The following is a 26,712-nucleotide window of genomic DNA, read 5'->3' on the forward strand; positions in this document are numbered from 1 at the left end:
TGCGCGATCCTCCCGCACGGGGTTTTCCACAGATGCGGCGGACCCCCTTGTCCCGACCGATCGTTCGGTTACTCTAACTCTGACCGCCCGTTCTGACTACGTTTCCGCACAGGTCCATGAGCTCGACGAAGAGTTCCTGAGACGAGGAGTTGGTCCCCCATGGCCGCCGCACTCACGGCGCACGAGCTGATCACCCGGCACCGTCCCACCCTGGACCAGGCGCTGGAGACGATCCGCACGCGCGCGTACTGGTCCCCGCATCCCGAGCACCCCAAGGCGTACGGGGAGCACGGCAGCCTGGACACGGCGGCGGGCAAGGCCGCCTTCGACGCCCTGCTCGGCACCCGCCTCGACCTCGGCCAGCCCGGCACGGACGGCTGGGTGGACGGCGAGACCTCCCCGTACGGCATCGAGCTGGGCGTGAGCTACCCGCACGCGGACCCCGACGCGCTGCTGCCCGCCATGCGGGCCGGGATGCGGGCCTGGCGCGACGCGGGCGCGGAGACCCGCGCGGTGGTCTGCCTGGAGATCCTCAAGCGGATCAGCGACCGGACGATGGAGTTCGCCCAGGCGGTCATGCACACCTCCGGCCAGGCGTTCATGATGGCGTTCCAGGCCGGCGGCCCGCACGCGCAGGACCGCGGCATGGAGGCGGTGGCCTACGCGTACGCGGAGCAGGTCCGCACGCCCGGCACGGCGGAGTGGACCAAGCCGCAGGGCAAGCGCGACCCGCTCGCGCTCACCAAGGAGTTCGTCCCGGTCCCCAGGGGCGTCGCCCTGGTCATCGGCTGCAACACCTTCCCGACGTGGAACGGCTACCCGGGCCTGTTCGCCTCCCTGGCCACCGGCAACGCGGTCCTGGTCAAGCCGCACCCCCGCGCGGTGCTGCCGCTCGCGCTCACCGTCCAGGTCGCCCGCCAGGCGCTCACCGACGCCGGCTTCGACCCGAACCTGGTGGCGCTCGCCGCCGAGCGGCCCGGCGAGGGCATCGCCAAGACCCTCGCCACCCGCCCCGAGATCCGGATCATCGACTACACCGGCTCCACCGGGTTCGGCGACTGGCTGGAGGGCAACGCGCGCCAGGCGCAGGTGTACACCGAGAAGGCCGGCGTCAACTCGGTGCTCGTGGAGTCGACCGCCGACTACCGGGGGATGCTGGCCAACCTGGCGTTCTCCCTGTCGCTGTACAGCGGCCAGATGTGCACCACCCCGCAGAACCTGCTGATCCCGCGCGACGGCATCACCACCGACCAGGGCCCCAAGTCCTTCGACGAGGTCGCCGCCGACCTCGCGAAGGCGGTCGACGGCCTGCTCGGCGACGACGCGCGCGCGAACGCGCTGCTGGGCGCGATCGTCAACCCGGACGTCAAGGCCCGCCTGGAGGCCGCCGCCGGTCTCGGCGAGGTCGCCCTCGCCTCCCGGGAGATCGCCAACCCGGAGTTCCCCGGCGCGGTGGTGCGCACGCCGGTGATCGTGAAGCTCGACGGCGCCAAGCCGGACGCCGAGGCCGCCTACCTGAGCGAGTGCTTCGGCCCGGTCTCCTTCGCCGTCGCCGTCGACTCGGCCGACGACGCGGTGGAGCTGCTGCGGCGCACCATCCGCGAGAAGGGCGCCATGACGGTCGGCGCGTACACGACCTCCCCGGAGGTCGAGGAAGCCGTGCGGGAGGTCTGCCTGGAGGAGGCCGCCCAGCTCTCCCTGAACCTCACCGGCGGGGTGTACGTGAACCAGACGGCCGCCTTCTCCGACTTCCACGGCTCCGGCGGCAACCCGGCGGCCAACGCGGCCCTGTGCGACGGCGCGTTCGTGGCCAACCGGTTCCGGGTGGTCGAGGTGCGCCGGGAGTTCTAGGAGGCGTGCGGTGCGCCCCCGGTGGCGCTCCAGTGGTACAGCGTCATGGCCACACTGGTCGCGAGGTTGTAGCTGGAGACCTGGGGGCGCATCGGCAGCGCCACCAGGTGGTCGGCCCGCGCGCGGAGCTCCGCCGACAGTCCGCTGCGCTCGGAGCCGAAGGCGAGCAGCGCGTCGTCCGGCAGCTTCAGCGAGCGGATGTCCTCGCCCTCCGGGTCGAGCGCGAAGACCGGCCCGGGCGGCAGCTCCTCCACGGTCAGCCGCTCCACGGCGGTGGCGAAGTGCAGCCCCGCCCCGCCGCGCACGACGGTGGGGTGCCAGGGGTCGAGCGTGCCGGTGGTGACGACCCCGGTCGCCCCGAAACCGGCGGCCAGCCGGATCACCGCGCCCGCGTTGCCGAGGTTGCGCGGATCGTCCAGGACCACCACGGGCGCGGTGCGCGGGGTACGGGCCAGCTCCTGGAGGTTGTCCGCGCGGGAGGGACGTACGGCCAGGGCGGCCACGGCGGTGGGGTGCGGGCGCGGCACGAGGGCGGCGTACGTCTCGTGGGGCACCTCGATCAGCAGCTCCGCCAGCGTGTCCCGCACGTCCCCGGCCAGCTCGTCGGCGAGCGCGAGCGCGCCGGCCCGGTCCGCGGTGAGCGCGAGCCGGATCCCGGCCCCGAAACGCACGGCGTGCTTGAGGGCGTGGAAACCGTCGAGCAGCACGGCGGCGCCGGCCAGACGGCGCCAGGCGGAGACGGGGTCGGCCGGGGTCTCGGGAGCGGGGTCGGTCATGGCGTGCAGCCTACGTGTGCGGCCTTGGCGCTCCGCCCGGTGCCGGGGCGGTCTCCACCGGTTCCTTTCCGGCCGGGCGGTCGGCCGGGGGCCGCGGCCGCTGAAGCGGCGTCCCGCGCGGGCGCAGCCGCCCGCGCGCGCGTGCCGCGAGGTTCCCGAGGCGGCGCAGGAAGGCCGTCGGCAGGAAGACCGCGTCCGCCGCGATCATCGCCAGGGAGAAGAAGGGCAGTCCGAGCACGACGGCGATCACCGCGTGCTCCGTGATCATGAGGGCCAGCAGGACGTTCTTGACCCGCCGGTTGAACAGCGTGAACGGGAAGGCGACCTGCACGGCGACCGTCCCGTAGGTCACCAGCATCACCATCGTGCCGCTGGCCGACAGCAGGTCCGCGAGGGCCGGCCAGGGGGAGAAGTACTCCAGGTGCAACGGGTAGTAGACGGCGGTGCCGTCCTGCCAGCGGGAGCCCTGGACCTTGTACCAGCCGGCCGTGGCGTAGATCAGACACGCCTCGGCCATGATCACCAACAGCGCGCCGTTGTGCACGACGTTCGCGACGACGTCCAGCAGGATCCGCGGCTGCCCGGTCCCCGCGCGGCGCCCGGTCAGCCACCACAGCGCCTGCGTCAGCCACACGGCCCACAGCAGTGCCGGTATGAACCGGTCGCCGTCCATCCGGCCCGCCAGCGTCACCAGGAGCAGCAGGAGGCCCAGCACACCCCACAGCAGTGGGCCGACCCGGTCGCGCGGCCACTCGCCACGCGCGCGCTCCCCGGCCGCGCGGCGCGCACGCCGCGCGTCCAGGGACCAGACCCGACCACAGCGCGTGAAGACCAGGTAGATCGACATCAGGTGCAGGACGTTGTCGCCGCCGTCCCCCATGAAGACGCTGCGGTTCTGCAGCGCCAGCACGCCCACCATGAACAGCACCGACATGGTGCGGGTGCGCCAGCCGAGCAGCAGGAGGAGGCTCCACAGCACGGCGAGCGCGTAGACGGCCTCGAACCAGACCTGACCGTCCGACCACAGCAGCGGGGTGAAGGCGCCGTTCACCGCGACCAGCTGATCGGCGAGGTCCCAGCTCCAGGGTCCGTCGGGGCCGTACAGCTCCTGACGGTGGGGGAACTCGCGCAACAGGAACAGCAGCCAGGTCAGGCTGAAGCCGATGCGGATCACGGCGGTCTGGTGGGGGCCGAGCGCGGCGTCGGTGACGCGGGTGACCGCGCGGGACAGGGCCGGCGAACAGCGGTTCATCCCACGCCTCCCCGGGTCTCGCCCTCGGGCGGCGACCACCAGGACAGCGTGCGGTACACGGGTGTGGTGGACATCTTCTCCCCGCTCCACTCGGGCGGCGGCACCTGGGTGGTCCGTGAGCGGATCTGGACGCGCTCGACGACGCCGCCCGGACCGGCGGCGTCCGCGCGGTCGAGACGCAGCACCGCGATCCGGCGCAGATACGTCTCGGACAGCGCCCCGCGCAGGCCCACCGGCCGGTTGTCGTCGTCGTGCGTGGCGACGAAGAAGTCCCAGGCGCGGCGCAGCTCGTTCTGCTGGGTGTGGCTGGGCAGGAGGTTGCCGTCGATGGCGCGGCCGTCCTGTGCGGACAGGTCGTACCAGCCGGTGGTCCGCGTCCCTCCGCGTGCCGTGCGGATCTCGGCACGCACCTGGACGGCGATGTCCTGCTGCAACGGGTTCGGCGCGAACAGCTTCCAGTTCTGCTCGAACTCCGGGTAGATCCAGTTCTCGACCGTCTCGCCGTGCTCCTTGCTGACCGTGTTCGCCGGCGCGACGTGCAGGAACGTCATGCCGAGGTGCGCGCAGACCACGCCCGCGACGACCACGAGCGCCACCGCGGCGCCGATCCGATAGCGCAGGGAGAGCACGGCCGTCCCGGCGGGCGGGTCGGCGGGGGAGCCCGGTACGGGCGGGCCGTCCCCCGTCGCCGCGGGGCCGGGCAGGGCGGGGCACGGGTCGGGCACACCCTGCCCGGCCGGCCCGTGCCGGGCGTCCGAGCCCTTGTCGTACGCGTTCATCCCGCCCCGATCCACCGATCCCGGTCCGTCACCGCTTCCGCCCCGTCGCGGGGCCCGGCACCGCGCCGCCGCGTCGCATGGAACGGTACTCAGCACCGGCCCCCCGGGCACAGTCCCGCCGGGACCCCGTTCCCCGCCCGTCGCCGCACCGCGGCCCGAGCCCCGTTGTCCACGAGCGGCCCCCGCAGGTTATCCACAGTGGTTGACACCTCGCGGCGCCCGTCTCACCATGGAATCGCACGAACCGAACGATCGGTCGGGAGCGTGCTCCGGGAAGCATCCAGTCGAGGGGGACCTCATGGCGACAGCAGCCGCCCGCGATACGGCCGGCAGCCAGGCGTACGACGCACCGGCCGGCGCCGACGACACCGCCGGCCACGCGCGCGCCTTCGACGCGGCCGTCGCCGCCGACGAGCGGATCGAGCCGCGCGACTGGATGCCGGACGCCTACCGGGCCACGCTCGTCCGGCAGATCGCCCAGCACGCGCACTCCGAGATCATCGGCATGCAGCCGGAGGCCAACTGGATCACCCGCGCGCCCTCGCTGCGCCGCAAGGCGATCCTGATGGCCAAGGTGCAGGACGAGGCCGGGCACGGCCTGTATCTGTACAGCGCCGCCGAGACCCTCGGCGCCAGCCGCGACGAGCTGCTCGACAAGCTCCACTCCGGCCGCCAGAAGTACTCCTCGATCTTCAACTACCCGACGTTGACCTGGGCGGACGTCGGCGCCATCGGCTGGCTGGTGGACGGAGCGGCGATCACCAACCAGGTGCCCCTGTGCCGCTGCTCCTACGGCCCCTACGCGCGCGCGATGGTCCGCGTCTGCAAGGAGGAGTCCTTCCACCAGCGCCAGGGCTACGAGCTGCTGCTGGCCCTCAGCAAGGGCACACCGGAGCAGCACGCGATGGCGCAGGACGCGGTGGACCGCTGGTGGTGGCCGTCACTGATGATGTTCGGCCCGCCCGACGACGAGTCCCAGCACTCCGCGCAGTCGATGGCCTGGAAGATCAAGCGGCACTCCAACGACGAGCTGCGCCAGCGCTTCGTCGACATCTGCGTCCCCCAGGCCGAGTCGCTCGGCCTGACGCTTCCCGACCCGGACCTGAAGTGGAACGAGGAGCGCGGGCACCACGACTTCGGCGCGATCGACTGGTCGGAGTTCTGGGACGTCCTCAAGGGCAACGGGCCGTGCAACGAACAGCGGCTGACCCGGCGCAGGCAGGCCCACGAGGAGGGCGCCTGGGTCAGGGAGGCCGCGGCGGCCCACGCCGCCAAGCACACGAACGGCGAGACAGGAGCGGTACGAGCATGACCCACACCGACTGGCCCCTGTGGGAGGTCTTCGTGCGCTCACGCCGCGGACTGTCCCACACCCACGCCGGCAGCCTGCACGCGCCGGACGCGGAGCTCGCCCTGCGCAATGCCCGCGATCTGTACACCCGGCGCGGCGAGGGCGTCTCGATCTGGGTCGTCCCGTCGTCCGCGGTCACCGCCTCCTCACCCGACGAGAAGGACCCGTTCTTCGAACCGGCCGCCGACAAGCCCTACCGGCACCCGACGTTCTACGAGATCCCCGAGGGGGTGCGGCACCTGTGACGACGACCCCCGCCAAGGGCGCCGCCGCCCACACGGCCGCCGCGCTCGCCCTCGGCGACGACGCGCTGGTGCTCTCCCACCGTCTGGGCGAGTGGGCCGGTCACGCCCCCGTGCTGGAGGAGGAGCTCGCCCTCGCCAACATCGCGCTGGACCTGCTGGGCCAGGCCCGGGTGCTGCTGTCGATGGTGGGCGACGAGGACGAACTGGCCTATCTGCGCGAGGAGCGCGCCTTCCGCAACCTCCAGCTGGTGGAACAGCCGAACGGCGACTTCGCCCACACCATCGCCCGCCAGCTGTACTTCTCCGCCCACCAGTACCTCCTCTACGGCGAACTGGCCTCCGGCGACGGCCCGTTCGCGCCGCTGGCCGGCAAGGCGGTCAAGGAGACCGCCTACCACCGCGACCACGCCGAGCAGTGGACGCTGCGGCTCGGCGACGGCACGGACGAGAGCCGTGCGCGGATGCAGCGGGCCGTGGACGCGCTGTGGCGCCACACCGGCGAGATGTTCCAGCCCGTCGAGGGCCTGGACGTCGACTGGCCCGGCCTGGAGGCGGCCTGGCTGGAGCGGATCGGCGAGGTGCTGCGCCGGGCCACCCTCACGGTGCCCGAGGGCCCGCGCACGGGAGCGTGGGCGGCCGGTGCGGGCCGTCAGGGCCTGCACACCGAGTCCTTCGGCCGGATGCTCGCCGAGATGCAGCATCTGCACCGCAGCCATCCGGGGGCGACATGGTGACCACCCTCACCCCGCTGGAGGCCGAACTCCTGGAGCTCGCCGGCTCGGTACCCGATCCCGAACTGCCCGTGCTGACCCTGCGCGAGCTGGGCGTCGTGCGCGCCGTGCACGCGCACGGCACGGACGCCGTCGAGGTCGAGCTGACCCCGACGTACACCGGCTGCCCGGCCGTCGAGGCGATGAGCCTGGACATCGAGCGGGTGCTGCGCGAGCACGGGGTGCGCGAGGTCACCGTGCGCAGGGTGCTCGCGCCCGCCTGGTCGACCGACGACATCACGGACGAAGGGCGCCGCAAACTGAGGGAGTTCGGCATCGCCCCGCCGCGCGCACGCACGGCCTCCGGCCCGGTCGGGGTGGAGCTGGGCCCGACGCGCACCCGCGCGACCCGGCCGGGGGACGAGCCGCTGCCCGTCCGCTGCCCGCACTGCGGCTCCGCCGAGACCGAACTGCTCAGCCGCTTCTCGTCCACCGCGTGCAAGGCACTGCGCCGCTGCCTGGCCTGCCGTGAACCGTTCGACCACTTCAAGGAGTTGTGATGGCCCGCTTCCACCGGCTCCGGGTGGCCGCGGTCGACCGGCTCACCGACGACTCCGTCGCCCTCACCCTCACCGTCCCCCCGCACCTGGCCGAGGAGTACCGGTACGCCCCCGGCCAGCACCTGGCCCTGCGGCGCGTCGCGGACGGCGAGGACATCCGGCGCACCTACTCCATCTGCTCCCCCGCGCCCGAGGGCAAGGCGCCGAGCACCCTCCGGGTCGGCGTGCGGCTGGTCGAGGGCGGCGCCTTCTCCACGTACGCGCTCAAGGAGATCGCCCTCGGCGACGAGCTGGAGGTGATGACCCCGGCCGGCCGCTTCACCCTCCCTCCCGCGCCCGGCCGGTACGCGGCGATCGTCGGCGGCAGCGGCATCACGCCGGTGCTGTCGATCGTCTCGACCCTCCTCGCGCGCGAGCCGCGGGCCCGGTTCTGCCTGATCCGCAGCGACCGGACGACCGCCTCGACGATGTTCCTGGAGGAGGTCGCCGACCTGAAGGACCGCTACCCCGAGCGGCTCCAGCTGGTGACGGTGCTCTCCCGGGAGGAGCAGCAGGCGGGACTGCCGTCCGGCCGGCTGGACCAGGAGCGGCTGACCGGGCTGCTGCCGGTCCTGCTGCCCGTGGGAGAGGTGGACGGCTGGTTCCTGTGCGGGCCGTACGGACTGGTCGAAGGAGCCGAGCGGGCGCTGCGCGGGCTGGGTGTGGCGCGCTCCCGCATCCACCAGGAGATCTTCCACGTGGACGCCGGTACGACGACCGTCGCCACGGCGCCCGCGCCCGCGAACGGCACGGTCACCGCCCGGCTCGACGGACGCGGCGGGACCTGGCCCGTCCAGGACGGGGAGTCCCTGCTGGACACGGTGCTGCGCAACCGGCCCGACGCGCCCTACGCCTGCAAGGGCGGGGTGTGCGGCACCTGCCGCGCCTTCCTCGTCTCGGGCGAGGTGCGGATGGACCGCAACTTCGCGCTGGAGTCGGAGGAGACGCAGGCGGGCTATGTCCTGGCCTGCCAGTCGCATCCGGTGACGGAGCGGGTGGAGCTGGACTTCGACCGGTAGGAGCCCCGGCCCGCATCGCCCGCCCCGGCCGACGTCCGGCGGGCCGGGGCCACGCGGAACCCACCCGGGCCCCTCGCCCGGTGGGACGGCGGGCGGCGGATGTTCGCCGGGGTGTTACAGCACGTGCCCCGGCGTCCCGTCGTCGGTGACGACGGGACGTCCGGAGGCCTCCCACACCTGCATGCCGCCGTCCACGTTCACGGCGTCGACGCCCTGCTGGGCCAGATACATGGTGACCTGCGCCGACCGTCCGCCGGAGCGGCAGATGACGTGCACCCGGCCGTCTTGCGGGGCGGCCTCGGTCAGCTCGCCGTAGCGGGCCACGAACTCGCTGATGGGGATGTGCAGCGCCCCCGCGGCGTGACCGGCCTTCCACTCGTCGTCCTCGCGGACGTCCAGCAGGAAGTCGCCGTCCTTAAGGTCCGCGACCCGGACCGTGGGCACACCAGCTCCAAAACTCATGCCCCCGACGCTACCCGACCGGGCGGGTACCGGCTCAGACCAGCAGCGCCGCCAGCTCCGCCTCGCGTTCGGTCACCTGGGTCCACAGCCGCTCGGCGATCTCCTCGAGCAGCCGGTCGGGGTCGTCGGGGGCGAGGCGAAGCATCGAACCGATGGCGCCCTCCTCCAGTTCCCTGGCGACCAGCGTGAGCAGTTCCTTGCGCCGGGCAAGCCATTCGAGGCGGGCGTAGAGCTCCTCGCCGGCGCTCGGGACGCGCTTCAGCTCCGGTCCCGCGGCCCACCCCTCGGCGAGTTCACGCAGCTCGGCCTCGCTGCCGCGGGCGTAGGCGGCATTGACGCGGGTGATGAACTCCTCGCGGCGCGCGCGTTCCTTGTCCTCCTGCGCCAGGTCCGGGTGGGCCTTGCGGGCGAGGTCGCGGTAGAGCTTGCGGGCCTCCTCGCTGGGCCGCACCCGCTGCGGGGGCCGCACCGGCTGGTCGGTGAGCATGGCGGTGGCCTCGGGGAAGAGACCGTCGCCGTCCATCCAGCCGTTGAGCAGTTCCTCGACGCCGGGGATGGGCATCAGCCGGGCGCGCGCCTCGTCGGCCCGGCGCCGGTCCTCGGGGTCGTCGCTGCGGGCGGCCCTGGCCTCCAGGATCCGGGCGTCCAGTTCCTCGAGCCGGGCGTACACCGGGCCGAGCTTCTGTTCGTGCAGCCGGGAGAAGTTCTCGACCTCGACGCGGAAGGTCTCCACGGCGATCTCGAACTCGATCAGCGCCTGCTCGGCCGCGCGCACGGCCTGCTCCAGCCGCTCCTCGGGCCGCGCCGCACCACCGCCGCCGGGGGTCTGCTCCGCGCCGGCGCCGCCACTCTGCTCACCTTCCGAGGTCGTCACCCGGACAGCGTAGGCCACCCGCCGGACGGCACGCCCCGCCGCGGCGGCGCGCTCCCCGGCCGAAGACGCGCGCCGGCCCCGGAGACCCGCTCACACCCCCGTCTCCGCCGCGATCCGTCCCGACCGCACCGCGGTCACCAGGTCCGTGTGGTCCGCCTCGGTGCGGTCGGCGTAGGCGACGGCGAAGGCCGCCACCGCCTCGTCCAGTTCGTCGTTCTTGCCGCAGTAGCCGGCGATCAGACGGGGGTCGGCGCTGTGGGAGTGCGCGCGGGCCAGCAGGGCGCCGGTCATCCGGGCGTAGTCGTCGACCTGGTCGGCGGCCAGCGCGGCCGGGTCGACGCTGCCCTTGCGGTTGCGGAACTGGCGCACCTGGTAGGGGCGGCCGTCGACCGTCGTCCAGCCCAGCAGGCTGTCGCTCACGACCTGCATCCGCTTCTGGCCGTGGACCACCCGCATGCCCTCGTGGCCCGCCTCGGGGACGTCGAACCCCACCGCCGCCAGATGCGGCGCCAGCGCCGAGGGGCGGGCCTCCTTCACCTGGAGGACCAGGGGCTCGCCCCGGTGGTCGAGGAGCAGCACCACGTACGAGCGGGTGCCCACACTGCCGGTGCCGACGATGCGGAACGCCACGTCGTGCACCGCGTGCCGGGCCAGCAGCGGGTGGCGGTCCGGCGGGAGCGTGCCGAGGTACCGCTCCAGCGAGGCGGCCACCGCGGCGGCCTCGCCGTCCGGTATGCGGCGCAGCACCGGCGGCGCGTCGACGAAGCGGCGTCCGCCGTCCCCGGTCGCCTCGGTGGACTTGGCCGCGAACCGGCCGCTGGTGTTCGCGCGGGCCTTCTCGGAGACCCGCTCCAGGGTGCCCAGCAGGTCGTGGGCGTCGGTGTGGGAGACCAGCTCCTCGTCCGCGATGGCGTTCCAGGCGTCCAGCGCCGGCAGCCTGGACAGCAGCCGCATCGTACGGCGGTAGGCGCCCACGGTGTCGTGGGCCGCGGCGCGGCAGGTGGCCTCGTCCGCGCCGGCCTCGCGCCCGGCGAGCACCAGGGAGGTGGCGAGCCGCTTGAGGTCCCATTCCCAAGGGCCGTGCACCGTCTCGTCGAAGTCGTTCAGGTCGATGACCAGTCCGCCGCGCGCGTCGCCGTAGAGACCGAAGTTCGCCGCGTGGGCGTCGCCGCAGATCTGGGCGCCGATGCGGGTGATCGGCGTGCGGGCCAGGTCGTACGCCATCAGGCCCGCCGATCCGCGCAGGAAGGCGAACGGTGTCGCCGCCATCCTGCCCACCCGGATCGGTGCGAGCTCGGGCAGCCGGCCCCGGCTGGACTCCTCGACGGCGCTCACGGCGTCGGGGCGGGAGGCGTCCGGGCCGAGGGTGGCGTGCGCCGCGCGGGGCACCTGCCCGCGCAGGGCCTTGCCCTCCCTCCTGGGGCTGCCCCCGGTGGGCCACTCGGCGAATCCCGGGACCCGCGGCAGCCGCCGCACCGGGTCCGTGCCGCCGGTCCCGGCCGTACCGCCCGTACCCGTCACACCACCGGTTCCGGCCACGCCGGAGGACTCGCGAGTCCCGGACGTCCCGGCAACGACTTCGGCCACGGCGACCGCCTCCCCGTACCCCTACGTGCCGTACACACGCGTCGACATCGATCGTGCCGACCGTACAGCCGGTGGCCGAAAAGCGTCAGGTCCTGTGGACGACTCACCCGGTGTGGAGAAGTCCAGGCCCTAGCCGGCTTCCGCCACCTCGCCCGCCGTCGGCAGCAGCCGCTCCTCGGCGAGCAGCCGCCCGGCGCGGTCGTGGGAGATGTCCAGCCGGGCCAGCACGGCCGGCACGGCCACGCCCGGCAGCATGTGATGGAACAGCACGGCGGCCCGGTGCTCCAGGTCCTGCCGCTGGCAGCGCAACTGCGACAGGAGCTGCACCCCGGAGAAGCTCGCGACCAGCAGTTCCGCCGTCTCCGTCGGGTCGACGTGCGGCAGCAGTTCGCCTCCCGCCTTCGCCTCGGCCAGGGTCCGGGTGGTCCGGTCGATCCACATGCCGAACGCCGGAGTGCGGTCCAGCCCCAGCGCCCCCTGGTCCAGGGCCAGTCCGACACTGGCCCGCACCAGCGGCTCGGTCCGCAGCCGCAGCGCCAGCACCAGGCCGGAGTCGACGAGTTCCTGCAGTTTGCTGGACTGGGCCGGCAGGGAGATCGCCAGCTGCTCCTCGAACACGCCGAGCGCCAGCTCCTCCTTGGAGCCGAAGTGGAAGTACAGCGCGCCCTTGGTGACCCCGGCCCGCTCCAGGATCTCCCCGATGGTCGCCGAGGTGTAGCCGCGTTCGTCGAAGACGGCCGCCGCCGCCTCCAGGATGGTCCGCCGGGTGCGGATCGCGCGCTCCTGTCGCGCCATCGGGTGCCTCCTGATCTGGGTGGATCTCATGGAACTCTCGGTTCGCACCAGGCGGTCGGCGTGGGGCCGCCGTGCAGCCGCCGCGCGGTCTGTCATGCGGTCCGTCGTGCTGGTGCGGGCGCGTGGGCTCGTCTCCGGCGATGTGGATCACCCTTGGAAAAAAAACCAACTCGTCCGTATCTTAGTGCGAACCGACCGGGGGTTCGATCGTCGTTCCCGGGGGTTCCTCACGCCGCAGCCGGATTCCTGGAGCGCACTCATGGAGGATCAGACCGGACAGCGGGGCTCGCCCGCAAACACCGCCGGCGGACCCGGTGCCCGCACCCGCGTCACGACGGAGCTCGCCCACCGTCCCCGCGCGGCGGACGTCTTCCCGGTCGAGTGGGTCCGGCTCTCGGACGTCCGCTTCCGCGTCACCGCCCGCTGGCCCGCCGACCACTCCTTCTTCGGCCCCGTCGACGACCGCCGCCAGGATCCGATGATCATCGGTGAAACGTTGCGTCAGGCCTCGATGGCCCTCGCCCACGCGGAGTTCGGCGCCCCCGCCGACACCCACTTCGTCATGCGGGACCTGGACATCTCCACCGACCCGGACCGGCTGCTGCTCGCGGACGCGGACGAGCCGGTCACCGTCGACGTCGTCTGCTCCGAGGTCCGCCGCCGGGGCCGGGGCCTGGGCGGCATGCGCACGACGATGGAGTTCCGCCGCGCGGGACGTCTCGTCGCCCGGGGCACCGGCAGCACCGGCTGCACCTCCCCGGCCGCCTACCGCCGTCTGCGGGAACGCCAACTGGCCCTCCGGGGAGCCCGAATACCGCTGCCGGAACCGGTGTCGCCCGAACTGGTGGGCCGCCGCCGCGCGGAGGACGTCGTCCTCGCCCCCGCGGACCGGCCCGGCTCCTGGCTGCTGCGCGCGCACACCGGTCACCCGGTCCTCTTCCCGCGCCCCAACGACCACGTCCCCGGCATGGTCCTGTTCGAGGCGGCCCGCCAGGCCGCGACCGCGGCCTCGGGCCGGCTGCCCTTCCTGCCGTCCGAACTGACCGTCTCCTTCAGCCGCTACGCCGAACTGGACAGCCCCTGCCGGATCTACACCGAAGTGCTCGACAAGGGCGCGGACGAGGTGACGGTGCGGGTGTCGGGCGCACAGACCGGCCGGCCCGTCTTCGCCGCCACCCTCATCTGCGCGCCCACACCCCCGATACGGTCCCTGGCATGACCGTCGATCTCCTGATCACCGGCGCGACGGGCTTCATCGGCGGCCGGGTCGCGGCAGCGGCCCGCGGACGCCCCGGCGTCCGCGTCCGCGTGCTGTCCCGCCGTACGCCGACCGGACGGCCGGACTCCGGGACGGTGCCCGGCGACCTCGCCGACCCGCGCACCCTGCGCGGCGGTTGCGCCGGCGTCGACGTCCTCGTCCACTGCGCCTCCCAGGTGGGCGGCGCCCCGGAGTCCGCCGCCGCGGTCAACGACCTCGGCACCAAGGCCCTGGTGGAGGAGGCCGTGCGCGGCGGAGTGCGCCGGATCGTCTACGTGAGCACCGCCGCCGTCCACGGCCGGGGCCCCTTCCGGGGGGTACGGCCCGGCGAGGCCCCGATCGCACCCGTCTCCGCCACCAGCCGCACCCGCGCGGCGGCCGAACGGCACGTCCTCGACGCGGGCGGCCTGGTGCTGCGCCCGCACCTGGTCCACGGTGCGGGCGACCGCTGGGTGATCCCCGGGCTGGTGGGGCTGCTGCGGGAGTTGTCCGCGACCGTGTCCGGCTGCGGGGCGCTCCAGTCGATGATCGACGTCGACACCCTGGGCCGGGCGGTCGTCGCCGCGGCGCTGTCCCCCCACCACGGCCCCGGCGCCCACTACGTGGCCCACCCGGAGCCCGTCCCCGCCTCGGAGTTGCTCGCGGCCGTGTGCGAGCGGGTGGAACGGCCCGGCGACGGCGCCCGGGTGGACATGGCCACCGCCCGCGTCCGGGCCGCGGGGTCCCCGCGCGCCCTGCACCACCTGGACATGCTCGCCGTGGACCACTGGTTCGCGGACGACGGCTTCTGGAAGGACCTGGACTGCTCACCGGGTGAGGGCTTCGCCCGTGCGTTCGCGCGGTCGGCGCCCTGGTACCGGTCGCATATGACGACCGGCCGGTGAGAAAACCGCATGGCCGGTTTGCGCGGTCACGCCCGCAGATAGGCCAGCACCGCGAGGACCCGCCGATGCGTCCCGTCCGTCACCGGCAGGTCCAGCTTCGTGAAGATGCCGCCGACGTGCTTGCCGACGGCGGCCTCCGACACCACCAGCTCACGGGCGATCGCACCGTTGGACCTGCCCTGCGCTATCAGCTCCAGCACCTCCCGCTCCCGCGGGGACAGCCGCTCCAGCGGGTCACGGCGGTGGCGCAGCAACTGCCGCACGACCTCGGGGTCGACCACCGTGCCGCCGTCCGCGACCTGGCTCAGCGCGGTCACGAACTCCTCGACCTGGCCGACCCGGTCCTTGAGCAGATAACCGACGCCGGTGCCGTCGCCGGAGTCCAGCAGGTCGGAGGCGTACCGGCGCTGCACGTACTGGCTGAGCACCACAACGGGCAGCGTGGGCCGCTCGGCACGCAGCCGCACGGCCGCGCGCAGGCCCTCGTCCTGGAAGCCCGGGGGCATCCTGACGTCCGTCACCACGACGTCGGGTGCGTGCCCGCCGACCTCGGCGACCAGCGCCTCGGCGTCGCCGACCGCCGCGACGACCTCGTGCCCGCACCGCTGGAGCAGCCCGATCAGGCCCTCCCGCAGCAGCACGCTGTCCTCGGCCAGCACCACGCGCAGTGGCCGGCCGTCCGTCAGGGGGAGCAAGGGGCGCAAGGGATCTCCACACGCAGCAGGGTGGGTCCACCCACCGGGCTGGACAGGGTGAGTCTGCCATCGAGCACCGACACCCGGTCGGCGAGTCCGGTCAGCCCGCTGCCCGCCCCGGCCCGTGCGCCGCCCCGTCCGTCGTCACGGACCTCCAGCAGCAGCCGCCCGTCGCGGTGCCCGCCGTCCACCCGCGCGCGGCTCGCCCCGCTGTGCCGGGCGACGTTGGCGAGCGCCTCGCACACCACGAAGTACGCGGCGGCCTCGACCGGCGTGGGCAGCCGGCCGGGGAGCTCCAGGTCCACGTCCACGGGTACGGCGGACCGGTCGGCGGCGTCGGCGACCGCGGCCCCGAGCCCGTAGTCGGCGAGGACCTGGGGGTGGATGCCGTGGATGAGCTCCCGCAGCTCCCGCAGCGCCCGGCCCGCCTCGTCATGGGCCCTGGCGAGCCGGTCGGCGAGCGGTCCGGGCGGCGCGTCCAGGCGGGCCAGGCCCAGCGTCATCGTCAGGGCGACCAGACGCTGCTGGGCCCCGTCGTGCAGATCGCGCTCGATGCGCCGCCGTTCCGCCTCGAAGGCCTCCACCAGCCGCACCCGGGACCGGGTCAGTTCGGTCACCCTGGCCTCCAGACCGGTCTCGCGCGGGGCGATCAGCAGCCGGGTCAGCCCCGCGCGGGCGCCCGCCGCGACCCCCAGCAGGTAGGCGCCCAGGGCGAACAGGACGATCCCGAGCAGGGCGGCGGCCACCGCCGCCGGCCAGGTGGTGACCGTCCACAGTTTGAGGACCTTCGCCTCCCTGCCGTCCCCGGCCGTGGCCATCAGCAACGGGGTGGCGGTCACGGCCGCCGGGAGGAGCAGGCCGGCCGTGAGCGCGAGGGCGTCGACCGGCCACAGCAGGCCCGCGCACAGCAGGGCGTGACCGAGCTCCCGCCAGGTGGCCCGCTCCCGCAGCCGGGCGGTCAGCCAGACCCGCAGGCCTGGGGCGGCGGGCGGCAGGTGCGGGTCGGGCGCCGGATCGCGGTCGACCAGCCGCAGCCGCCACCGCTCCAGCCGGGCCACCGGTATGCCCGCGAGGGCGGTGCCGAGCAGCAGCACGAACCCCACCAGGACGAGCGCGAGCACCCCGCCGGCCACCACCGACACCACGATGCCCACGAGCACGACCGCGCCGGTCACCGCGCCGGTGAGCAGGTATCCGGCCGAGCGCCATGGCCACGGCGACAGCGCGTAACCGGGACGGGACATGGCCTGCCAGGGATTCCGGGGCTGCATGCGGATCACCGTAGAAGCCCGCGCCGCGCCGGGCCATCGGCCTGGGCGGAGGTTTCGGGGTATGCCTGGCCCCACCTTTTCTCTCGCCCCTGCCGCACTGCGCCGACCGGCTCCCGGACGGTTTCGTCTCCCTCGGACGACCAGCCCGGCGACGACCGGGCCCGGACAGGGGAGTGGGGCACATGAGCCAGAGGAACGGCGACGCGGTCGCCTTGCGTCGGGTGAGCCGGCGGTACGGGTCGGGCGACGGCGCGGTGAACGCGCTGGACGAGGTCTCCCTCGCCTTCCCGCGCGGGAGCTTCACCGCCGTGATGGGCCCGTCCGGCTCCGGCAAGTCGACGCTGCTGCAGTGCGCCGCCGGGCTCGACCGGCCCACCTCGGGCTCGGTCACCGTCGGCGGCACCGAGCTGACCGGGCTCGGTGAGAGACGGCTGACCCTGCTGCGCCGGGACCGGATCGGCTTCGTCTTCCAGGCGTTCAACCTGCTGCCGGCGCTGACCGCCGAGCAGAACGTCGCCCTCCCGCTGCGGCTGGCCGGCCGGCGCGTGCCGCGGGCCCGGATCCGTGAGGCGCTCCACCGGGTCGGCCTCGGCGACCGCGCCCGGCACCGGCCGGCCGAGCTGTCCGGCGGGCAGCAGCAACGCATAGCGCTGGCCCGCGCCCTGATCACCCGCCCCGACGTGCTGTTCGCCGACGAACCGACCGGCGCGCTGGACTCCCGCACCGGCCACGAGGTGCTCACGCTGCTGCGCGGCATGGCCGACCACGAGGGGCAAACGGTCGTCATGGTGACCCACGACCCGGTGGCCGCCTCCCGCGCCGACCGCGTGGTCTTCCTGGTCGACGGCCGCGTCCACGGCGAGCCGGCCGGGGCGGACGCCGACGCCGTCGCCACGCGGATGACCGGTCTGGAGGCCCCGCCGTGCTGAGCCTCGCCCTGCACACCCTGCGCGCCCGGTGGACCGCCTTCGCCGGCGGCTTCACCGCCCTCGCGCTGGGCGTGGCCCTCCTCACCGTCATGGGACTCGCCCTCGCCTCCTCCCAGGAGGCCCCCACGCGAAGGCCGGAGCGGTTCGCCGCCGCCCCGGTCGTGGTCAAGGGCGCGGACACCCTGCGCGTACCGACCCCGAACGGCGACCGGACCGAGGAACTGGCGCACCCGCGCCCGGTGCCGGCGGCGACCGTCGCGAAGCTGCGCCGGCTCGGCACGGTCGTCGAGGACCGCTCCTACCCCGTCCGCGCGGAGGGCGGCCCCGGCGACCTCACCGGCCACCCCTGGTCCACCGCCGCGTTCGCCCCGTACGAGATCGAGACGGGCCGTGCGCCCCGCACGGACGACGAGGTCGTCGTCAGCGGCGACTGGGCGCGGCCCGGCGCCCGGGTGCGCACGGAACACGGCGCCGTACGGGTCGTGGGCACCGTGGCCGACCGCGGCTTCGAGCACGCCGTCTTCCACACCGACGCGCGCGCCGCCGCGCTCTCCCCGGCCGTCGTCCAGCTGGTCGTGGACGCCGACCCGGCGGCCGTACGGGAGACGGTGCGCGAGGCCGCGGGCGTCCGGGTCCTCACCGGGGACGACCGCCGGTACGCCGACGCCGATCCCGGGCGCGACAGCGAGACGCTGACCGCGATGAACGCCCTGTTCGGCACGGCGGGCGGCGTCTCCGCCTTCGTCTCGGTGTTCGTGGTGGCGTCCACCTTCGCCTTCACGGTCGACCGGCGGCGCCGCGAGTTCGGGCTGCTGCGCTCCGCGGGGGCCACCCCGGGCCGGCTGCGGCGCACGGTGCTCTGCGAGGCCCTGCTGGTCGGGGCGCTCGCCTCGGCCGCCGGCTGCGCGCTCGGCGGGTGCGCGGCGCCCGCACTGGCCGCGTGGGTGGTCGACGTGGAGCTGGCGCCGGGCTGGTTCGCCATCGGCGACGCGCGCTGGCCGTACCACCTGGCGTTCTGGACGGGGCTCCTCGTCGCCCTGAGCGGCGCCGTCGCGGCCTCCTGGCGGGCGGGACGCACGAGCCCCGTCCAGGCGCTGCGCGAGGCGTCCGCCGACGGCGGGGGCATGACGCGGGGGCGGTGGCTGTGCGGCACGGCCCTGCTGCTGACCGCCGGGGCGACGCTCGCCGTGGCGCTGCTCGACGATCCGGGCGACCTGCTGCACCGCAAGACCTACGTCAGCCGGCCCATGCTGCTGATCACGGCCGCCGCGCTGCTCGCCCCTGCGGTGACGCGCCCGCTGACCCGGCTCCTCGCCCGGCTCCCGGCCCGGCTGCCGGGGGCGGTCGGCATGCTGGTGCGCGAGAACACGGCCGCCGGGGCACGCCGTACCGCCGCGGTCGCGGCGCCCGTGCTGGTCATGGTCGCCCTCGCGGGCTCGCTGCTCGGCGCCACCGCCACCCTGGAGCGGGCCGGGGCCGCCGAGACGCGGGAGCGGACCACCGCGGCGTTCGTCGTCACGGCCGCGGGGGACGGGGCCTTCGACGCGCGGACCCTGGACCGGCTGCGCGCGGTGCCCGGCGCGCGGGTGTCGGCGAGCGCGCCGAGCGCGGTGTACGTCCTGGAGGAGGGCACGGCGCTGATCAGGTCCGAGGCCCGGGCCGTCGACCCCGGGGCGCTGGCGGCCACCGCGCGGCTGCCGCTCACCGCGGGCAAGGTCACCGGCCTCGACGACGGCTCGGTCGTCGTCAACGAGGAGTGGGAGCGGCACACGGTCGGGCAGCGCGTGCGGGTGTGGCTCGGGGACGGCACGGAGCGGACGCTGCGGATCGCCGCGGTGATGGCCACCGGCACCGGCGACAACGGCGTCTACGTCACCCCGGCCAACGCGCCGGGCGCGCGCGTGGACCGGGTGGACGTCGCCCTCGCGGACGGCGCCGACGCGCGCGCGGTGGCCGCCGGCCTGGAGCGTGCGGTGCGGCCCGCCGGCGGCCGGGTCCGCACCGGGGACCGGTGGGCGGCCGCCCCGGACCCCGGGAGCGAAGGCGCCACCCGTCACGGCCTCCTGCTGGTCCTCGGCATCGCCCTGCTCTACACGGGCGTCTCCCTGGCCGACACCATGGCCATGGCGGTCTCCGACCGGGTGCGCGAGTTCGCGGTCCTGCGGCTGGCCGGGGCCACGCGGTGGCAGGTGCTGCGCATGGTGGCCGCGGAGTCGCTGACGGTGGTCGCGGCCGGCGCGGTGCTGGGCCTGGCCGTGGCCGCGCTCAACCTGGCCGGCATGGGGGGAGCGCTGGCCCTGCTCTCGGCCCCCGCCGCGATCGCTCTCCCCTGGCCCGCCCTGGCCGCCGTCACGGCCGCCTGCGCCGTCCTCGCCACGGCCTCCGCGGTCGTCCCCACCGCCCTCGCCCTGCGCCGGCCCGCACTGGAATCGGCGGCCGTCCGCGAATGAGCCCCGCGAAGCCCGCACCGGAACCGGCGGGCATCCGCGAATGAGCCCCGCGAAGCCCGCACCGGAACCGGCGGGCATCCGCGAATGAGCCGGCGAGGCCCGTTCCGGGTGTCCGCCGACGCTCTCCCCGCGCCCTTCCGAGGGCCTCCCCGCACCCTTCCTGGGGCATCCCGGAGGCCCTCGCCCCATGTCCCGGAGACGGCCGGCACACCACTCCACGACGAAAAGGATCATGAGATGTTCCTCACACGCCGCCCCGCCGCCGCACCCGCCCCGAGCACGCGAAACGGGCGGCATCCGATGGATGCCGCCCGTTCGACGGTGTGCGCGAGGGGGGAGTTGAACCCCCACGCCCTTGCGGGCACTGGAACCTGAATCCAGCGCGTCTGCCTATTCCGCCACCCGCGCATTGGGTGTGTCTTCCGCGCCCTGCCCCTTGGGGCCCTGCGCCTTCCGACACCCAGAACATTAGCACGCTGGTCGGGATGGATTCACATCCCTTTCCCCGCGACCGCCCCACCGCCCGCCACCGGCCCCGACGAGCCCGGATCCCCCGGGCCGGCCTCCCCGCGGCCTCCGGTGTCGCGAGGGTGACCGCTTCACGTATCAACCTCGTACCGGTAGCACCCGTCTGTCCAGGAGCCGGACGGAGTCCACAGCCGGGTGCGGGACACTGGTCTTCGGCCCCCTCTACGATCCATGGCAGAACGACGCGCACGAGCACGGCCGAAGGAGTTCGAAGAGGGGCTCCGGAGGGAACTTCGTCAGGCGTCGACACCCGTCGACCGGGCCGACAGGGGGAACCAGCCGATCGACCGGCGCGTGGATACGATCAGTAAGCAGTACCAGGTAGGCGGCGCACGAAACGGTGCGCCGGGCAGTGCACAGGACGGCAGCGACGGAGGAGGTGCCCCATGGGAGTCCTGAAGAAGTTCGAGCAGCGTCTCGAAGGTCTGGTCAACGGCACCTTCGCCAAGGTGTTCAAGTCCGAGGTGCAGCCCGTGGAGATCGCGGGAGCGCTCCAGCGGGAGTGCGACAACAACGCCACCATCTGGAACCGCGACCGCACCGTCGTACCCAACGACTTCATCGTCGAACTGAGCACCCCGGACTTCGAGCGGCTCAGCCCGTACTCCGGCCAGCTCGGCGACGAGCTCGCCGGCATGGTGCGCGACTACGCCAAGCAGCAGCGCTACACCTTCATGGGCCCCATCAAGGTGCACCTGGAGAAGGCGGAGGACCTCGACACCGGCCTGTACCGGGTCCGCAGCCGCACGCTCGCCTCCTCCTCCGGCCAGACCCCCGGGGCCCCCGGCGGCGCACCGCCGGCCGGCCGGCCCGGCGGCTACGGCTACCCGCCGGCCGGCGCCGCGGGCGCCCCGCCCATGCCGGCCGCACCGCCGCCCGGCGGCGGTTACGGCTACCCGCAGCCGGCGGGCGGCCAGCGGCCCCCCGCCGCCCCCGCGGCCGGCGGACGCACCCGCTACTGGATCGAGATCAACGGCACCCGCCACCAAATCTCCCGCCCCACCCTCGTGATGGGCCGCAGCACCGAAGCCGACGTGCGGATCGACGACCCCGGCGTCTCCCGCCGGCACTGCGAGATCCGGACCGGAACGCCCTCGACGATCCAGGATCTCGGATCCACCAACGGCATCGTGGTGGACGGGCAGCACACCACCCGCGCTACGCTCCGCGACGGCTCGCGGATCGTCGTGGGCAGCACCACCGTTATCTATAGGCAAGCCGAAGGGTGAAGCGGGGGCAATGTCAGAGCTGACCCTCACGGTCATGCGGCTGGGGTTCCTGGCCGTACTGTGGCTGTTCGTGATCGTGGCCGTGCAGGTCATCCGGAGTGACCTGTTCGGCACTCGTGTCACCCAGCGCGGATCACGGCGGGACGCCGGCCGGGCGCAGCAGGCCGCCGCCCGCCAGGCGCCGCCGCCGCAGCGCCAGCAGTCCGGCGGCGGACGCCGCGGCCGCAACACTCCCACCAAGCTGGTCGTGACCGAGGGCACCCTCACCGGCACCACCGTCGCCCTCCAGGGCCAGACCATCACCCTGGGCCGGGCGCACGACAGCACGATCGTGCTGGACGACGACTACGCCTCCAGCCGCCATGCCAGGATCTACCCGGACCGCGACGGCCAGTGGATCGTCGAGGACCTGGGCTCCACCAACGGCACCTACCTGGACCGGACCCGGCTGACGACCCCCACGCCGATTTCGCTGGGCGCACCGATCCGCATCGGCAAGACCGTCATCGAGCTGCGGAAGTAGTGCTACACCAATGAATGAGCGCGAGCGGAGCGAGCACGCGGCGGGGGGCCCCAACCAGGGTCCCGGCGCGCTCCCGACCGGAGGGTGGGCAGTGTGGCTCGACACGACCGGCTGTACCCGGAGCCGACGGGCGAGGTGCGCATGAGTCTCTCTCTGCGCTTCGCCGCCGGATCGCACAAAGGCATGATCCGGGAGGGCAACGAGGACTCCGGTTACGCCGGTCCGCGGCTGCTCGCCATCGCCGACGGCATGGGCGGCGCCGCCGCCGGCGAGGTCGCCTCCTCCGAGGCGATCTCCACCATCGTCGCCCTCGACGACGACGTCCCCGGCTCCGACCTGCTCACCTCGCTCGGCACCGCCGTCCAGCGCGCCAACGACCAGCTGCGCATGATGGTCGAGGAGGACCCCCAGCTCGAGGGCATGGGCACCACCCTGACCGCCCTGCTGTGGACCGGCCAGCGCCTCGGCATGGTGCACGTCGGCGACTCCCGCGCCTACCTCCTGCGCGACGGCGTCCTCACCCAGATCACCCAGGACCACACCTGGGTGCAGCGTCTGGTCGACGAGGGCCGCATCACCGAGGAGGAGGCCACCACCCACCCGCAGCGCTCCCTGCTCATGCGGGCCCTCGGCAGCGGCGAACACGTCGAACCCGACCTGTCCATCCGCGAGGTCCGGGCCGGCGACCGGTACCTGATCTGCTCCGACGGCCTGTCCGGCGTGGTCTCCCACCAGACCCTCGAGGAGGCCCTGGCCGGCTACCAGGGACCCGAGGAGACCGTCCAGAACCTGATCGAGCTGGCCCTGCGCGGCGGCGGCCCCGACAACATCACCGTGATCGTCGCCGACGTCCTGGACCTCGACACCGGCGACACCCTCGCCGGGCAGCTGTCCGACACCCCGGTCGTGGTCGGCGCCGTGGCCGAGAACCAGAACCAGCCGAACGACAACGGCATCATGCAGACCCCCGCCGGCCGCGCCTCCGGCCTCGGCCGCCGGCGCCAGGAGGGCGGCGGGGGCGAGTTCGGCCCGCCCGGCAGCGGCGACATCACCGGCTTCATCCCCACCGACGGCTTCGCCTACGGCGACGACGACTTCGTCAAACCCCGCAAGAACCGCCGCTGGCTCAAGCGGTCCGTCTACAGCCTGCTCACGCTCGCCGTCCTCGGCGGCGGCCTGTACGGCGGCTGGCGCTGGACCCAGACGCAGTACTACGTCGGCGCCGAGGGCGAGCACGTCGCGCTGTACCGGGGCATCAACCAGGACCTGGCCTGGGTCTCCCTCTCCAAGATCGAGAAGGACCACCCCGAGATCGAACTCAAGTACCTGCCGCCCTACCAGCGGAAGCTGGTCGAGGCGACCATCGCCGAAGGCGACCTCTACGGCGCCCGCGCGAAGATCGAGGAACTGTCGGTACAGGCCTCCGCGTGCAAGAAGCAGGTCGAACGGCGCGCGGCCGAGAGCGAGAAGAACGCGAAGACCGGCGAGGGCGAGGCCGGAGGCACCGCGGGAACCACACCCGCCTCCTTCACGTCCAAGGCCTCGCCGACGCCGAACCCCTCGGGCTCGGCGGAGGCCCCGGAGCAGTCCACGCCCCCGTCCACGACCGCCGCACCCACCCCCAGCCCCGGCCCCAGCCTCTCGGAGGAGGAGCAGAAGGTCGTCTCGCTGTGCGGTAAGCAGTAGGCAAGCCGTGAGAGGCCCTGTCACACGATGAGCAGTACTACCAACCCGTCGACGCAGCACACGTCCACGATCGGCGCGATCGGCGCGCCCAGCCGCCGCAACACCGAGCTCGCGCTCCTGGTGTTCGCCGTCGTCATCCCGGTCTTCGCCTACGCCAACGTAGGGCTGGCCATCAACGACGAGATGCCCACCGGGCTGCTGAGCTACGGCATCGGTCTCGGCCTGATGGCGGGCGTCGGTCACCTCGCCGTACGGAAGTTCGCGCCCTACGCGGACCCGCTGATGCTGCCGCTGGCCACCCTGCTCAACGGCATCGGCCTGGTCGCCATCTGGCGCCTGGACCAGTCGAAGCGACTGCAGGCGCACAGCACGTTCGTCGAGGCGGCGCCGCGCCAGCTGATGTACTCCGCGCTCGGCGTCGGCCTGTTCGTGGCCGTGGTGTTCTTCCTCAAGGACCACCGCGTCCTGCAGCGCTACACCTACATCTCCATGGCCGGCGCGCTGGTCCTGCTGCTCCTGCCGCTGGTACCGGGTATCGGCCACGACAACTTCGGCGCCAAGATCTGGATCAAGATCCCCGGTCTCGGCACCCTCCAGCCCGGCGAGTTCGCCAAGATCGTCCTCGCGGTCTTCTTCGCGGGTTACCTCATGGTCAAACGCGACGCCCTCGCCCTCGCCAGCCGCCGCTTCATGGGGCTCTACCTGCCCCGCGGACGCGACCTCGGCCCGATCATCGTCGTCTGGATCATCTCCATCCTGATCCTGGTCTTCGAGACCGACCTCGGCACCTCGCTGCTGTTCTTCGGCATGTTCGTGATCATGCTGTACGTCGCCACCGAGCGGACCAGCTGGATCGTCTTCGGCCTGCTGATGTCCGCGGTCGGCGCCGTCGGCGTGGCGAGCTTCGAGCCGCACATCCAGACGCGTGTGCAGGCCTGGCTCGACCCGATGCACGAGTTCGAGCTCAGCCGCGCCGGGGTCCAGGACGGCATCCTCCACTCCGAGCAGGCCATGCAGGCCCTGTGGGCCTTCGGCTCCGGCGGCACCCTCGGCACCGGCTGGGGCCAGGGCAACTCCGACCTCATCGGCTTCGCCGCCAACTCCGACTTCATCCTCGCCACCTTCGGCGAGGAACTGGGCCTGGCCGGCGTCATGGCGCTGCTCCTGCTCTACGCGCTGATCGTGGAGCGCGGCGTGCGCACCTCCCTCGCCGCCCGCGACCCGTTCGGCAAGCTGCTCGCCATCGGCCTGTCCGGCGCCTTCGCGCTCCAGGTCTTCGTCGTCGCCGGCGGCGTCATGGGCCTGATCCCGCTGACCGGTATGACGATGCCGTTCCTGGCGTACGGCGGCTCCTCCGTCATCGCCAACTGGGCACTGATCGGCATCCTGCTCAGGATCAGCGACACCGCCCGCCGCCCGGCGCCCGCCCCCGCCACCAACCCCGACGTCGAGATGACCCAGGTGGTCCGCCCGTGAACAAGCCCCTGCGCCGGGTCGCGATCTTCTGCGGCCTCCTCATCCTCGCCCTGCTCGTCCGGGGCAACTGGCTGCAGTACGTCCAGGCCGACGAGCTGGCCTCCGACGACGACAACCGCCGCGTCAGCATCGAGCGCTACGCCACCCCGCGCGGCAACATCATCGTCGACGGCAAGGCCATCACCGAGTCCGTCGAGTCCAAGAGCGGCGACTACAAGTTCAAGCGCACCTGGACCGACGGCGCCATGTGGGCGCCCGTCACCGGCTACTCCTCCCAGGCCTTCGGCTCCACCCAGCTGGAGAAGCTGGAGGACGGCATCCTCACCGGCAACGACGACCGGCTCTTCTTCCGCAACACCCTCGACATGATCACGGGCAAGCCGAAGGAGGGCGGCAGCGTCGTCACCACCCTCAGCGCCGCCGCGCAGAAGGCCGCGTACAACGGCCTCGGCGACAAGAAGGGCGCCGTCGCCGCGATCGACCCGACGACCGGCAAGATCCTGGCGCTGGCCTCCACGCCGTCGTACGACCCGTCGAAGTTCGCCGGGGCCTCCAACGAGGACGCCAAGGCCTGGCAGGAAGTCCAGAAGAAGAACAACCCCGACGACCCGATGCTGAACCGGGCACTGCGCGAGACCTACTCGCCGGGCTCCACCTTCAAGGTGGTCACCGCCGCGGCGGCGCTGGAGGAGGGCTTGGTCGACGACATCGACGCCAAGACCGACACGCCGGAACCGTGGATCATGCCGGACACCACCACGCCCCTGCGGAACCACGGAAGCATCCAATGTGAGAACGCCTCCCTGCGCGAGGCCCTCAGGGTCTCCTGCAACAGCGTCTTCGGCAAGCTCAGCCACGAGGTCGGCAACGAGAAGATGATCGAGTACGCGGAGAAGTTCGGCTACAACAACCCCGAGCTGGACACCCCCGTCCGCGCCGCCGAGAGCGTCTTCCCCGAGGACAACAGGTCGCAGAACGCCATGGCCGGCATCGGCCAGGCGTCCAACCGCGCCACCCCGCTCCAGATGGCCATGATCACCGCCGCCATCGCCAACGACGGCAAGCTGATGAAGCCGTACATGGTCGACCAGCTCAAGGCCGCGAACCTGGACACCATCGAGACGACCGAACCGCAGGAGCTGTCCCAGCCCCTCTCCTCGGAGAACGCCCAGAAGATCCAGGAGATGATGGAGACCGTCGTCGAGGAGGGCACCGGAGGCAACGCCAAGATCGACGGCGTCACCGTCGGCGGCAAGACCGGTACCGCCGAGCGCGGCGTCAACAACAGCGGCACGCCCTACGCCTGGTTCATCTCGTACGCCAAGACCGACGGGGGCTCCCCGGTCGCCGTCGCCGTCGTCGTCGAGGACAGCAACGCGACCGGCGCCGACATCTCCGGCGGCGGCCTGGCCGCACCGATCGCCAAGGCCGTCATGGAGGCGGTCCTCAAGGGCAAGCAGTGACCCCGGTCACGTCCGCTTCA

24 protein-coding genes and 1 tRNA gene are annotated in these 26,712 nt (G+C 73.3%); 15 read left to right on the top strand and 10 right to left on the bottom strand.

Annotated elements, in window-relative coordinates; translation table 11 throughout:
* Positions 1-159: 159 nt before the first annotated feature.
* A complete protein-coding gene (gene paaN / locus ADK41_RS28870) occupies positions 160-1,851 on the top strand; it encodes a phenylacetic acid degradation protein PaaN (protein WP_030819998.1) in 1,692 nt (563 codons plus the stop codon).
* On the opposite strand, the gene ADK41_RS28875 is transcribed toward paaN, so the two are convergent.
* The 3 genes from ADK41_RS28875 to ADK41_RS28885 are packed head-to-tail and all read right to left on the bottom strand — an operon-like array spanning position 1,848 to position 4,658.
* Positions 1,848-2,627, bottom strand: coding sequence for a TrmH family RNA methyltransferase (locus ADK41_RS28875; RefSeq protein ID WP_030820000.1), 780 nt, complete (start codon positions 2,625-2,627; stop codon positions 1,848-1,850). The genes paaN and ADK41_RS28875 overlap by 4 nt on opposite strands.
* A gap of 10 nt (positions 2,628-2,637) precedes the next feature.
* Positions 2,638-3,879, bottom strand: coding sequence for an HTTM domain-containing protein (locus tag ADK41_RS28880; protein ID WP_030820002.1), 1,242 nt, complete (start codon positions 3,877-3,879; stop codon positions 2,638-2,640).
* Positions 3,876-4,658, bottom strand: coding sequence for a DUF5819 family protein (locus ADK41_RS28885; protein WP_030820004.1), 783 nt, complete (start codon positions 4,656-4,658; stop codon positions 3,876-3,878). The genes ADK41_RS28880 and ADK41_RS28885 overlap by 4 nt, the downstream gene beginning before the upstream one ends.
* 298 nt (positions 4,659-4,956) lie before the next feature.
* Here ADK41_RS28885 and paaA point away from each other — a divergent pair, with 298 nt between their 5' ends.
* From paaA to paaE, 5 genes are read left to right on the top strand one after another with little or no spacing between them, the layout of a single operon-like run.
* Positions 4,957-5,970, top strand: coding sequence for a 1,2-phenylacetyl-CoA epoxidase subunit PaaA (gene paaA, locus ADK41_RS28890; protein WP_030820006.1), 1,014 nt, complete (start codon positions 4,957-4,959; stop codon positions 5,968-5,970).
* Complete coding sequence (gene paaB / locus ADK41_RS28895; protein WP_030820009.1) at positions 5,967-6,254, top strand: 1,2-phenylacetyl-CoA epoxidase subunit PaaB; 288 nt, start codon at positions 5,967-5,969, stop codon at positions 6,252-6,254. The genes paaA and paaB overlap by 4 nt, the downstream gene beginning before the upstream one ends.
* Positions 6,251-6,988: a 1,2-phenylacetyl-CoA epoxidase subunit PaaC gene (gene paaC / locus ADK41_RS28900; protein WP_030820011.1), complete on the top strand. Its 738-nt coding sequence runs from the start codon at positions 6,251-6,253 to the stop codon at positions 6,986-6,988. Before paaB ends, paaC begins: the two co-directional genes overlap by 4 nt.
* Positions 6,982-7,524, top strand: a complete 543-nt coding sequence (paaD, locus tag ADK41_RS28905) for a 1,2-phenylacetyl-CoA epoxidase subunit PaaD (protein ID WP_030820013.1) — start codon at positions 6,982-6,984, stop codon at positions 7,522-7,524. The genes paaC and paaD overlap by 7 nt, the downstream gene beginning before the upstream one ends.
* The gene (paaE, locus tag ADK41_RS28910) at positions 7,524-8,582 is read left to right on the top strand and encodes a 1,2-phenylacetyl-CoA epoxidase subunit PaaE (protein ID WP_030820015.1); all 1,059 of its coding nucleotides are present in this window, start codon (positions 7,524-7,526) and stop codon (positions 8,580-8,582) included. Before paaD ends, paaE begins: the two co-directional genes overlap by 1 nt.
* Before the next feature lie 114 nt (positions 8,583-8,696).
* Here the strand turns inward: paaE and ADK41_RS28915 are convergent, their stop codons facing one another.
* From ADK41_RS28915 to ADK41_RS28930, 4 genes are all read right to left on the bottom strand, one after another.
* Positions 8,697-9,026, bottom strand: coding sequence for a rhodanese-like domain-containing protein (locus ADK41_RS28915; protein ID WP_030820017.1), 330 nt, complete (start codon positions 9,024-9,026; stop codon positions 8,697-8,699).
* 52 nt (positions 9,027-9,078) lie between these two features.
* On the bottom strand, positions 9,079-9,918 hold the full coding sequence (locus ADK41_RS28920; protein ID WP_030820019.1) for a J domain-containing protein: 840 nt from the start codon (positions 9,916-9,918) through the stop codon (positions 9,079-9,081).
* A 90-nt stretch (positions 9,919-10,008) separates the two neighbouring features.
* Positions 10,009-11,505 carry a DUF2252 domain-containing protein gene (locus ADK41_RS28925; RefSeq protein WP_030820021.1) on the bottom strand — a complete coding sequence of 499 codons (1,497 nt, stop codon included), beginning with the start codon at positions 11,503-11,505 and terminating at the stop codon, positions 10,009-10,011.
* A 129-nt stretch (positions 11,506-11,634) separates the two neighbouring features.
* On the bottom strand, positions 11,635-12,300 hold the full coding sequence (locus ADK41_RS28930) for a ScbR family autoregulator-binding transcription factor (protein WP_030820024.1): 666 nt from the start codon (positions 12,298-12,300) through the stop codon (positions 11,635-11,637).
* Positions 12,301-12,559: 259 nt separating this feature from the next.
* Here ADK41_RS28930 and ADK41_RS28935 point away from each other — a divergent pair, with 259 nt between their 5' ends.
* Positions 12,560-13,519, top strand: coding sequence for a ScbA/BarX family gamma-butyrolactone biosynthesis protein (locus ADK41_RS28935; protein ID WP_030820026.1), 960 nt, complete (start codon positions 12,560-12,562; stop codon positions 13,517-13,519).
* On the top strand, positions 13,516-14,442 hold the full coding sequence (locus tag ADK41_RS28940) for an NAD-dependent epimerase/dehydratase family protein (protein ID WP_030820028.1): 927 nt from the start codon (positions 13,516-13,518) through the stop codon (positions 14,440-14,442). Before ADK41_RS28935 ends, ADK41_RS28940 begins: the two co-directional genes overlap by 4 nt.
* Positions 14,443-14,468: 26 nt before the next feature.
* Here ADK41_RS28940 and ADK41_RS28945 read toward each other — a convergent pair whose 3' ends face one another.
* Both ADK41_RS28945 and ADK41_RS28950 read right to left on the bottom strand, forming a co-directional pair.
* Positions 14,469-15,101 (bottom strand): response regulator transcription factor, encoded by a 633-nt coding sequence (locus ADK41_RS28945; RefSeq protein ID WP_030820030.1) that lies wholly within the window; start codon positions 15,099-15,101, stop codon positions 14,469-14,471.
* A 23-nt stretch (positions 15,102-15,124) separates the two neighbouring features.
* A complete protein-coding gene (locus ADK41_RS28950) occupies positions 15,125-16,408 on the bottom strand; it encodes a sensor histidine kinase (protein WP_234318588.1) in 1,284 nt (427 codons plus the stop codon).
* Between the two features lie 182 nt (positions 16,409-16,590).
* Between ADK41_RS28950 and ADK41_RS28955 the strand changes: the two genes are divergently transcribed.
* Both ADK41_RS28955 and ADK41_RS28960 read left to right on the top strand, forming a co-directional pair.
* Positions 16,591-17,337, top strand: coding sequence for an ABC transporter ATP-binding protein (locus tag ADK41_RS28955; RefSeq protein WP_030820033.1), 747 nt, complete (start codon positions 16,591-16,593; stop codon positions 17,335-17,337).
* Positions 17,331-19,787: an ABC transporter permease gene (locus ADK41_RS28960; RefSeq protein ID WP_030820034.1), complete on the top strand. Its 2,457-nt coding sequence runs from the start codon at positions 17,331-17,333 to the stop codon at positions 19,785-19,787. The genes ADK41_RS28955 and ADK41_RS28960 overlap by 7 nt, the downstream gene beginning before the upstream one ends.
* A 324-nt stretch (positions 19,788-20,111) precedes the next feature.
* On the opposite strand, the gene ADK41_RS28965 is transcribed toward ADK41_RS28960, so the two are convergent.
* A tRNA-Leu gene (locus ADK41_RS28965) sits at positions 20,112-20,195 on the bottom strand.
* Positions 20,196-20,701: 506 nt separating this feature from the next.
* On the opposite strand from ADK41_RS28965, the gene ADK41_RS28970 reads away from it, so the two are divergent.
* The 5 genes from ADK41_RS28970 to ADK41_RS28990 all read left to right on the top strand — a co-directional run bounded on the left by ADK41_RS28970 (position 20,702) and on the right by ADK41_RS28990 (position 26,692).
* The gene (locus ADK41_RS28970) at positions 20,702-21,544 is read left to right on the top strand and encodes an FhaA domain-containing protein (RefSeq protein ID WP_030820035.1); all 843 of its coding nucleotides are present in this window, start codon (positions 20,702-20,704) and stop codon (positions 21,542-21,544) included.
* Positions 21,545-21,554: 10 nt separating this feature from the next.
* Entirely contained in the window at positions 21,555-22,067 is a 513-nt protein-coding gene (locus ADK41_RS28975) for an FHA domain-containing protein FhaB/FipA (protein WP_030820039.1), read from the top strand.
* Between the two features lie 141 nt (positions 22,068-22,208).
* Positions 22,209-23,753, top strand: coding sequence for a Stp1/IreP family PP2C-type Ser/Thr phosphatase (locus ADK41_RS28980; RefSeq protein ID WP_037803525.1), 1,545 nt, complete (start codon positions 22,209-22,211; stop codon positions 23,751-23,753).
* Between the two features lie 27 nt (positions 23,754-23,780).
* On the top strand, positions 23,781-25,229 hold the full coding sequence (locus tag ADK41_RS28985) for an FtsW/RodA/SpoVE family cell cycle protein (RefSeq protein WP_030820042.1): 1,449 nt from the start codon (positions 23,781-23,783) through the stop codon (positions 25,227-25,229).
* Positions 25,226-26,692: a peptidoglycan D,D-transpeptidase FtsI family protein gene (locus ADK41_RS28990; protein ID WP_030820043.1), complete on the top strand. Its 1,467-nt coding sequence runs from the start codon at positions 25,226-25,228 to the stop codon at positions 26,690-26,692. Before ADK41_RS28985 ends, ADK41_RS28990 begins: the two co-directional genes overlap by 4 nt.
* The last annotated feature ends 20 nt before the right edge of the window (positions 26,693-26,712 follow it).

The organism is Streptomyces caelestis (assembly GCF_001279005.1).
Classification (GTDB): Bacteria; Actinomycetota; Actinomycetes; order Streptomycetales; family Streptomycetaceae; genus Streptomyces; species Streptomyces heliomycini.